This window comes from Gilliamella sp. BG1 (assembly GCF_046635625.1).
GTDB lineage: Bacteria > Pseudomonadota > Gammaproteobacteria > Enterobacterales > Orbaceae > Gilliamella > Gilliamella bombi.
On sequence record NZ_JBIDFG010000030.1, the window covers coordinates 1 to 9625 of the forward strand.

Genomic DNA, 9625 nt, shown 5'->3' on the forward strand with positions numbered 1-9625 from the left:
GGTTGTTTTTGACAGAATTATTATAACTCACATCATGCCGTCTAAAAAATAATCACGAAAGATCAACACGCCCTAGTACCAGTTTTATAAGGTCATTGTTATGATAAACTAAAAATAAATTAATGAAGCAAATATAAATTAGTACAGGTTAGGTAATTTTTTACGATGTTTATTTTGACTATTTTTCTCATATCAGTAATAGGGGGTATGGCTAGGGCTTAATACAGCTGAATTTTAATTGAATAGATGATAATCTGGTTTATTTGGGTAATTTTAAATAGACCATCATATGGTACGCCCGGGTGGACTCGAACCACTGACCCCCACCATGTCAAGGTGATGCTCTAACCAACTGAGCTACGGGCGTATATTTGAAACACGTAAATATTAACTGTCAAATCGGTTTGTATCAAGTAAAAAAATAAAAAAATAGATTTTTTTTTAGTCTGTTGAACTAAATTTATTATAGAATTAACATTATATGTAATAAATTCTAAAAATTACAATAGATATTGTTTAATGCAGCTGTTTAAAAAACATTTTATTTTTCGGATTGAATTACCAGTTTTCGAAAATTGATGGTGGTTTGTTTACTTTAATTTAGCTATACTCGCTAGCCCAAGTCGGATTTTATATGTTTAGGTTAGTATGTCAATAAAAGATCATATTGAAGATGTTTTACAAAATGTTTTTGGTTACAAGTCGTTTCGAAATCAACAAAGAGAAATTATTGAATCTATTATTGATGGTCGTGATACTTTAACAATTATTCCAACTGGAGGAGGGAAATCTTTATGTTATCAAATTCCCGCAGTTTTATTACCAGGAACAGCAATAGTTGTTTCACCCTTAATTTCTTTGATGAAAGATCAGGTTGATCAATTATTAGCTAACGGTATTGCTGCTGCCTATCTTAATGCCTCACAATCATCTATAGAACAACAAAAAGTTATCAAGCAATATTTGGATCATTCAATAAAACTATTATACGTTTCTCCTGAAAGATTGGGTGTTTACTCTTTTTCTTCATTAATTGATGAGTATCCTCCTTCATTAATAGCTATTGATGAGGCGCATTGCATTTCTCAATGGGGGCATGATTTTAGGCCTGATTATAGGCAATTAGGACAACTTTCTATTCGTTTCCCTAAAGTCCCTATTGTTGCATTGACTGCAACAGCAGACACAATGACACAAAAGGATATTATTCATCAACTTAATTTGGTTAATCCATTGGTTGTAGTAAGAAGCTTTGATCGGTCTAATATTCGTTATACAGTTGTTGAAAAATTTAATCAATTTGAACAAGTTGTTTCTTTTATTGAGACGCAAAAAGGTAATAGTGGAATTATTTATTGTTCAAGCCGTTCTAGAGTTGAAGATATGACAACTAGGCTTGCTTCCCGTGGGTTTTCTGTTAAGGCTTATCATGCTGGGTTGACTAATAATGAACGTCAACAGGCCCAAGAAGATTTTATAAAAGATAATGTGCAAATTATTGTAGCTACCGTTGCATTTGGTATGGGAATTAACAAACCTAATGTGCGTTTTGTTGTTCATGCTGATAGCCCAAGAACGATTGAATCTTATTATCAAGAAACAGGCCGTGCAGGTCGTGATGGTGTACCAGCTGAAGCTATACTATTATTTAATAGTAAAGATCTTAATTGGTATCAGCAACAAGTTATTAAAAAAGGGAATGGTCAACATCAAGATATAGAATTACAAAAGATCAATGCAATGGAGGCTTTTGCACAAAGTTTGACTTGTCGGCGCATTGTGTTGCTTAATTATTTTGGTGAAGAGAGGACCGAACCATGTAATAACTGCGATGTTTGTTTATATCCTCCAGAGCTTTATAACGGTTTAATTGATGCACAAAAAGTTTTATCTTGTGTTTATCGTGTAGAACAGCATTATGGTGCTCAATATATTATTGACGTGTTACGTGGTTCTGGGCGATCTCAAATTAAAGAAAATGGTCATGATAAGTTATCGGTTTATGGTATCGGTAAGCAGTATTCATCAGATTATTGGCTTAGTGTTATTAGACAACTAGTTTATTTGGGGTATTTAAGTCAAAATATATCTGCATTTACTACGCTTCAGTTAACACAAAAAGCGCGTCTAATACTTAGAGGTGAAATATCATTATCATTAGCTAAACCACGTTTAGAAATTGTTAAGAAAAGCAGAATTAATCGCTATGCAAGAGCGATTAATTTAACAACAATTCTATCTTACGAAGAACGTATTTTATTTAATAATCTCAAAAGATTACGCAAAAGTATTGCCGATGTTGAAGATATTCCTCCCTATATTGTTTTTAGTGATGCAACATTGCTTGAGATGGTTCAGACTAAACCTGAAAGTAAAAAACAGCTAATTAACATTACTGGTGTGGGTAAAATTAAGTTACAAAAATATGGTAATTTGTTTTTAGATGAAATAAATGAATTTATGATAAAAAATATGTAACAATTTTATACTGAAAAATATTTCTTGAGCTTTTACATCGTTTGGTTCTGGTAATCTTCAAAAGATACCAAATGGTTACATTTCATGTGTTGTTTCCTTCTTTCTGTATCTAATTAATAAAATAATCTACTGTTTTTCTTTTAATTTTATAATTATTAAAATTATATCTTACTAATTTATTTTAAATGTTATTGATATCTAATTTGATTGAATATCAAGCTGATTAAGCTATAATGCAACGACTTCAAATAATTTACAGTTGTAATGATTATTGGTTTTATCGGTGCAGGTAAAGTAGGTTGCACTTTAGCTAAGTATTTTTCTATATGTGGAATGCAGATTTCTGGATTTTATAGCCAAACCTATGAACATGCAAAAGAGGCAAGTGATTTTACTCAAAGCCAACATTATACTTTTTTACCTGAATTAGTTAATGATAGTGATTGCATATTAGTCACAGTACCTGATGGTCAAATAGTCACAGTTTGGCAAGAACTTTGTCAATTATCTATTGCTAACAAATGGATTGGTCATTGTAGTGGTCTGTTAACATCGCATATTTTTAGTCAACATAAGGTTGTTCACCCATTTGCGTTTTCGTTGCATCCTTTATATGCTATTTATGATAGATTTAGTTGCTATATGGCAATGTCAGGTATCTCTTTTACTCTTGAAGCAAATGAAAATATTATCCCTCAATTACGAGCCACATTAGCTCCACTAAATAATCCTTTAGCAATTTTACCTGCAAGTAAAAAACCGTTGTATCATGCTGCTTGTGTTATGTTAAGCAATCAAGTTATTGCATTGGTTCAAATTGGTGTTGATTTGTTTAAACAATGTACACTAGATGCTGAATTTAGTGAACAGGCTTGGCATCCATTATTTCTAGGAAATGCAAATAATATTGGTAAAGTAGGAGTGATCAATGCTTTGACTGGACCTGTCGAACGTGGTGATATTGAAACTATCAAACAACATATTATGGCAATGCCTGATGAACTCAAGCCGATTTATCTACAATTATCAACTATTCTACTTAATATTAGTCGGACAAAACATCCAAATAAGGATTATCGACAATTAGAGCTGGAGCTGTTACCTTGAAAAATACAATTCTTACACTACAAAAACGCAAGCAAAATCAACAAAAAATTACCATGTTAACTGCATACGATTACACTACAGCCAAATTAATGGACGAAAGTGGTATAGATTGTCTGTTAGTCGGTGATTCTCTAGGAATGGTGATGTTAGGTTACGATAGTACTGTATCGGTTACTATGGAGGATATGATTCACCATTCCAAAGCAGTAGCAAGAGCCGCTAAGTCAGCTTTTGTGGTGACAGATTTACCTTTTATGTCTTATCACACGTCTGTATATGATGCAGTTTTAAATGCAGGTCGTTTAATCAAAGAAGGGCAAGCTCAAGCAGTGAAACTTGAAGGTGGGCAAGCATTTTATGAACATATCAAAATGATTACACAAGCATCTATCCCTGTTGTAGCGCATATTGGGTTAATGCCGCAATCTGTGCTTGCTTTAGGTGGGTATAAAGTTCAAGGTAAGGATTATGAACATGCTAAAAATATTGTTCTTGATGCATTAGCGGTTGAAAAAGCTGGTGCTGCAGCTATTTTGCTGGAGTGTGTTCCGGCAGGTTTAGCGAAATTTATCACACAATTAGTTAATATTCCGACGATTGGCATTGGAGCGGGAGTTGATTGTGATGGGCAAGTGCTAGTTTATCAAGATATGTTATCAATGTATGATGGTATTTCATCAAAATTTGTGAAATCTTTTGCATCGATTGGTGAACAAATGAAACAAGCTTTTAAATTGTATTGCCAAGAAGTTAATAATCGACAGTTCCCTGCTACAAATCATGAGTTTTCTATTGAAGATAATGTTATAGAGAAACTCAAGCTTGAATTTACTATTAACCATAAGGGCTAATACAAATGAATATTGTAAGTACAATTAAAGAAGTCCAAGCACAAGTAAAAGCTTGGCGTCAAGCTGGGTATAGTATAGGGCTTGTTCCAACAATGGGATATTTGCATGAGGGTCACCAAAGTCTAATGGCTGCGGCTAAAAAGGAAAACCAAAAAGTAATTGTGAGCATTTTTGTTAATCCTATCCAGTTTGGTCCTTCTGAGGATTTAGCCAGCTATCCTCGTGATTTAAATAGAGATAAAATTGCTTGTGAGCAGATGGGGGTAGATTTGATTTTTTGCCCAACTGTTAATGAAATGTATGTTCCTAATTTTAGTAGCTATGTTGATGTTAATGGTTTAACCAACGCATTATGTGGACAAAAGCGTCCAGGGCATTTTAAAGGTGTTTGCACTGTTGTCACAAAATTATTTAATATTACGCAACCTGATCGTGCTTATTTTGGTCAGAAAGATGCACAGCAGCTAGCTGTAATTAAACGTATGGTAAATGATCTGAATTTTAATATTGAGATTGTTGGTTGTCCGATTGTGCGTGAAGCTGATGGGCTAGCTAAAAGCTCGCGTAATAGTTATTTGTCTGAAAGCGAACGATCCGCATCTGTTTGCCTTTATCAAGCTATAGAAAGTGCCAAAGCAATGATAAAGCAGGGAGAAAAGTCAGTAACTGTTATTACAAAAGTTATGCATGAGCTTATAACCAATCAGCCCTTAGCTAAAATTGATTATATTGAATTTGTAGATCTAACATCTTTACAATCGGTTGATATGCTTGAGCAAGATAGCTTATGTGCGTTAGCCGTTTATATTGGTAAAACACGGTTAATTGATAATTTTATATATCAACATCCCTAGTTATAACAATATTTTGGTGATAGATATAAAAAACCGCTTGATATAAAGCGGTTTTTTTGTCATTGGTCGCGTAATAAAAAATTTTTAAGAAGATTAAATCAACGAGTTTATTATTCTGCCAATTTATTGTTTAGCTATTTTACTGTAGAATGGTCAAAATTTTATGCCTTAAATCAGGATTTATGCATTAATTATGAAAAATACGACTTATAATCCACAAGAAATTGAACAACCTATCTACAAACATTGGGAAGAAAGTGGGTATTTCAAACCCAATGGCGATAAGTCCCAACCAAGTTACTGTATTGCTATCCCACCACCAAATGTAACTGGGAGTTTACATATGGGGCATGCATTTCAACAAACTATTATGGATGCCTTAATTCGTTATCATCGTATGCAAGGCAATAATACTTTGTGGCAATCAGGAACCGATCATGCAGGTATAGCAACGCAAATGGTTGTAGAGCGGAAAATTGCTGCAGAAGAAAACAAAACTCGTCATGATTATGGTCGTGATGTATTTATCGAAAAAATCTGGCAATGGAAAGCTGAGTCAGGTGGCAGCATTACAAAGCAAATGCGCCGTTTAGGGGATTCTGTTGATTGGGAGCGTGAGCGTTTTACAATGGACCAAGGCTTATCCAATGCCGTTAAGGAAGTTTTTGTTAGATTATATCAAGAAGATCTGATTTATCGCGGCAAACGTTTAGTTAATTGGGATCCAAAACTGCGTACAGCTATTTCTGATCTTGAAGTCGAAAATCGTGAAGTAAAAGGTTCAATGTGGCACTTACGTTATCCTCTAGCTGATGGTATGAAAACATCAGAAGGAAAAGATTATTTAGTTGTCGCCACAACTCGTCCTGAAACATTATTCGGTGACACAGGTGTTGCTGTTAACCCTGAAGATCCACGCTATAAAGATCTGATTGGTAAATTTGTAGTATTACCGTTCGTAAATCGTCGCATTCCTATTATTGGTGATGAACATGCCGATATGACTAAAGGTACTGGTTGTGTAAAAATCACACCTGCTCATGACTTTAATGACTACGAAGTTGGGCGTCGTCATCAGTTACCAATGATAAATATCCTAACTTTTGATGGTGATATTCGTACACAAGCTGAAGTATTTGATACTAATGGGGAACCTAGCACGTTATATTCAACTGATATACCATTAGAATTTCAGAATTTAGAGCGTTTTGCTGCCCGTAAAACTGTTCTTGCACAATGTGAAAAACTAGGTATTTTGGAAAAAATAGAACCTCATGATTTAACCATTCCTTATGGTGATCGTGGCGGTGTTGTTATTGAACCTATGTTGACGGACCAATGGTATGTGCGAGCCAAAGTGCTTGCAAAACCAGCCATTGATGCCGTCAAAAATGGTGATATTCAGTTCGTACCAAAACAATACGAAAACATGTATTTTTCTTGGATGAATGATATTCAAGATTGGTGTATTTCCCGTCAATTATGGTGGGGACACCGTATTCCAGCTTGGTATGATAAACAAGGTAATGTATATGTGGGACGTGATGAAGCTGAAGTACGACGTGAAAATAATTTGCCAAATGATATTGAGTTAGAGCAAGATGAAGATGTGCTTGATACTTGGTTCTCGTCAGCGCTTTGGACATTTTCAACGTTAGGTTGGCCAGAAAATACTGACGACTTAACCACGTTCCATCCAACGAATGTGCTAGTGACCGGTTTTGATATTATATTCTTCTGGGTAGCTAGAATGATCATGATGACCATGCATTTTATAAAAGATGAACATGGAAAACCGCAAGTCCCATTTAAAACGGTGTATGTTACAGGTCTAATTCGTGATGAAGAAGGACAAAAAATGTCAAAATCTAAAGGAAACGTTATCGATCCTTTAGATATGATTGATGGTATTTCATTAGCTGATTTGTTAAAAAAACGAACAGGCAATATGATGCAACCACAACTTGCTGAGAAAATTGCTAAGCGAACAGAAAAGCAATTTCCAAATGGCATTGAAGCGCATGGTACTGATGCGCTACGATTTACACTCGCAGCACTAGCATCAACAGGGCGTGATATTAATTGGGATTTAAAACGTTTAGAAGGTTATCGTAATTTCTGTAATAAACTATGGAATGCAAGCCGTTATGTGTTAATGAATACTGAGCAGCATGATTGTGGTTTTAAAGGAGGAGATTTAGATTATTCGCTAGCTGATAAATGGATTTTGGCTGAATTTAATCAAACAGTTAAAACTTATCGTGAGGCATTTGATACTTATCGTTTTGATTTGGCTGCTAATATTTTATATGAGTTCACTTGGAACCAGTTCTGTGATTGGTATTTAGAACTAACGAAATCCATTTTAGCTAATGGCGAAGCATCGCAGCAACGTGCTGCCCGTCATACGTTAGTGACTGTATTAGAAGCTCTATTACGTCTGGCTCATCCAATTATTCCATTTATAACGGAAGAAATTTGGCAAAATGTAAAACTACTAATGGGTATTAAAGCTGATACCATTATGTTACAACCAATGCCTATTTTTGATAACCAGTCTTCAAATGATGAGGCAGTTGCAGATATTAATTGGATAAAAGATGCGGTAATTGCTGTACGTAATATTCGTGCAGAAATGAACATTGCACCAAGTAAGCCTCTGCAGTTATTAATTCGTAAAGCGTCACCAACAGTGCATCGAATTACTAGTAATAATATTAGTTTTATTGAATCATTAGCAAGATTATCTGAAATAGTCTTATTAGATGAAAATGAAACTGGACCTTTATCAGTAACTAAATTAGTTGACGGTGCAGAATTATTAATACCTATGGCAGGATTAATTAATAAAGAAAATGAACTTGCTCGTTTAGAAAAAGAAATTGCACGCATTGAAGGTGAAATTATGCGGATTGCAAACAAGTTATCTAACGCAAGCTTTGTTGATAAAGCACCTGCGGCAGTGGTCACTAAAGAGAAAGAAAAACAACAAGGTTATATTAATGATAAAGCCAAACTGCAAGAACAGTATTTGTTGATAAAAAATCTTTAATATTAATAATAAAAAGTCTCTCAAATGAGAGGCTTTTATACTTATTAAATCAAAATTTGTACCCAACTCCAATCATAGCAACCCAAGGATCAAGCTTATAATTGGCTGTCACTTTTGTATTGCCTAAATGTGTAGTTGCTTTCGTTTCAATATCAATATAACGTATTTGAGCATTAACGAGCCAATTTTCATTGAAAGTATAATCAGCACCAACCTGTGCTGCCCAGCCCCAGGAACTATCAAGATCTAAACCATGGAACCCAGCCTTTTTAGCTTCACCATTGAGTTTTTCATCAAAAAAGAAGGTGTAGTTTATGCCCATTCCAAGATAAGGTTGAAACTCATATTGCGAATCAAGCGGATACCAAACAGCACTTAATGTTGGCGGTAGGTGTTTAATTTTTCCTAAATGAGCACCAGAAAGGCCTGTTGAATTACCACCACCTAACTTAAGCTGATGGCTAAAAGGCGTTGCAGCTAGCAATTCGACACCAATATTATCAGTAACCATATATTGAAAGTTTAATCCAAGTTGGGTATCGTTATCTGCCTTTGCTTTTAGATCGCTTTTTACTCCACCTACTTTAACATGATCACTTTTATCTTGAGGATGAACATAAACTGGTCCTCCACGAATTATAATTTCATTTGCTGTATGAGCATAAGCCAAAGAGCTTACTAATCCCATTGAGATAAGCATTGTAATTGATGATACTTTCATTTTTGCCTCCAAAGTTAAATTGCGAATTAATGTAAATTATGACAACAAGTTTTAGTTAGATAAATAATATTGATTTTATAACTAATTTTATTTTACAATATTATAATACTGAATTTGATATTTCTGAGATTTATATCAAAATTCCTGACAAATAAAATTAAATTGATAACTTGCATTATTAATATAATTTATATAAAATAAACGGAAATGTTTAAGTGGGTTGTTAGCTCAGTCGGTAGAGCAGTTGACTCTTAATCAATTGGTCGCGGGTTCGATCCCCTCACAACCCACCATTCTTCTTATTTAAACTCTTATCTAATTCCAAAAAAATATTATATGATAAATAGCTAAGCTAAAAGTTATTTGCATCAAGTTGCACTGAATTGTGTATATGTTTTGTATACAAACTTTCTTGACTAAGTTGGCTAGTAATAAACTGTAGGAAAACGCCGAGTTGTTTACACTTCATGGTTAAAATAATCCTTTAAAAACTCATAAGGCGTTTTCCCTGAAATCGCTTTATGTGGTTTAACGGTATTATAAAAATTAATAAAGCGTTTCA

Annotated in this window: 6 protein-coding genes and 2 tRNA genes; 6 read left to right on the top strand and 2 right to left on the bottom strand. The window is 34.2% G+C overall.

Annotation, left to right across the window (positions count from 1 at the left end):
- Positions 1-290: 290 nt before the first annotated feature.
- Positions 291-367 (bottom strand) — tRNA-Val (locus tag ACGH80_RS11310).
- A gap of 281 nt (positions 368-648) precedes the next feature.
- Here ACGH80_RS11310 and recQ point away from each other — a divergent pair.
- From recQ to ACGH80_RS11335, 5 genes are all read left to right on the top strand, one after another.
- A complete protein-coding gene (recQ, locus tag ACGH80_RS11315; RefSeq protein WP_085164016.1) occupies positions 649-2478 on the top strand; it encodes a DNA helicase RecQ in 1830 nt (609 codons plus the stop codon).
- Positions 2479-2742: 264 nt separating this feature from the next.
- Positions 2743-3585, top strand: coding sequence for a Rossmann-like and DUF2520 domain-containing protein (locus tag ACGH80_RS11320; protein WP_411631180.1), 843 nt, complete (start codon positions 2743-2745; stop codon positions 3583-3585).
- The gene (gene panB, locus ACGH80_RS11325; RefSeq protein ID WP_411631181.1) at positions 3582-4436 is read left to right on the top strand and encodes a 3-methyl-2-oxobutanoate hydroxymethyltransferase; all 855 of its coding nucleotides are present in this window, start codon (positions 3582-3584) and stop codon (positions 4434-4436) included. The genes ACGH80_RS11320 and panB overlap by 4 nt, the downstream gene beginning before the upstream one ends.
- Before the next feature lie 5 nt (positions 4437-4441).
- Positions 4442-5290, top strand: coding sequence for a pantoate--beta-alanine ligase (panC, locus tag ACGH80_RS11330; RefSeq protein ID WP_034912860.1), 849 nt, complete (start codon positions 4442-4444; stop codon positions 5288-5290).
- Between the two features lie 193 nt (positions 5291-5483).
- Complete coding sequence (locus tag ACGH80_RS11335) at positions 5484-8342, top strand: valine--tRNA ligase (protein WP_085164019.1); 2859 nt, start codon at positions 5484-5486, stop codon at positions 8340-8342.
- Positions 8343-8391: 49 nt separating this feature from the next.
- On the opposite strand, the gene ACGH80_RS11340 is transcribed toward ACGH80_RS11335, so the two are convergent.
- Positions 8392-9063, bottom strand: coding sequence for an OmpW family outer membrane protein (locus tag ACGH80_RS11340; protein ID WP_085164020.1), 672 nt, complete (start codon positions 9061-9063; stop codon positions 8392-8394).
- A gap of 217 nt (positions 9064-9280) precedes the next feature.
- Here ACGH80_RS11340 and ACGH80_RS11345 point away from each other — a divergent pair.
- Positions 9281-9356, top strand: a tRNA-Lys gene (locus ACGH80_RS11345).
- Positions 9357-9625 lie beyond the last annotated feature (269 nt).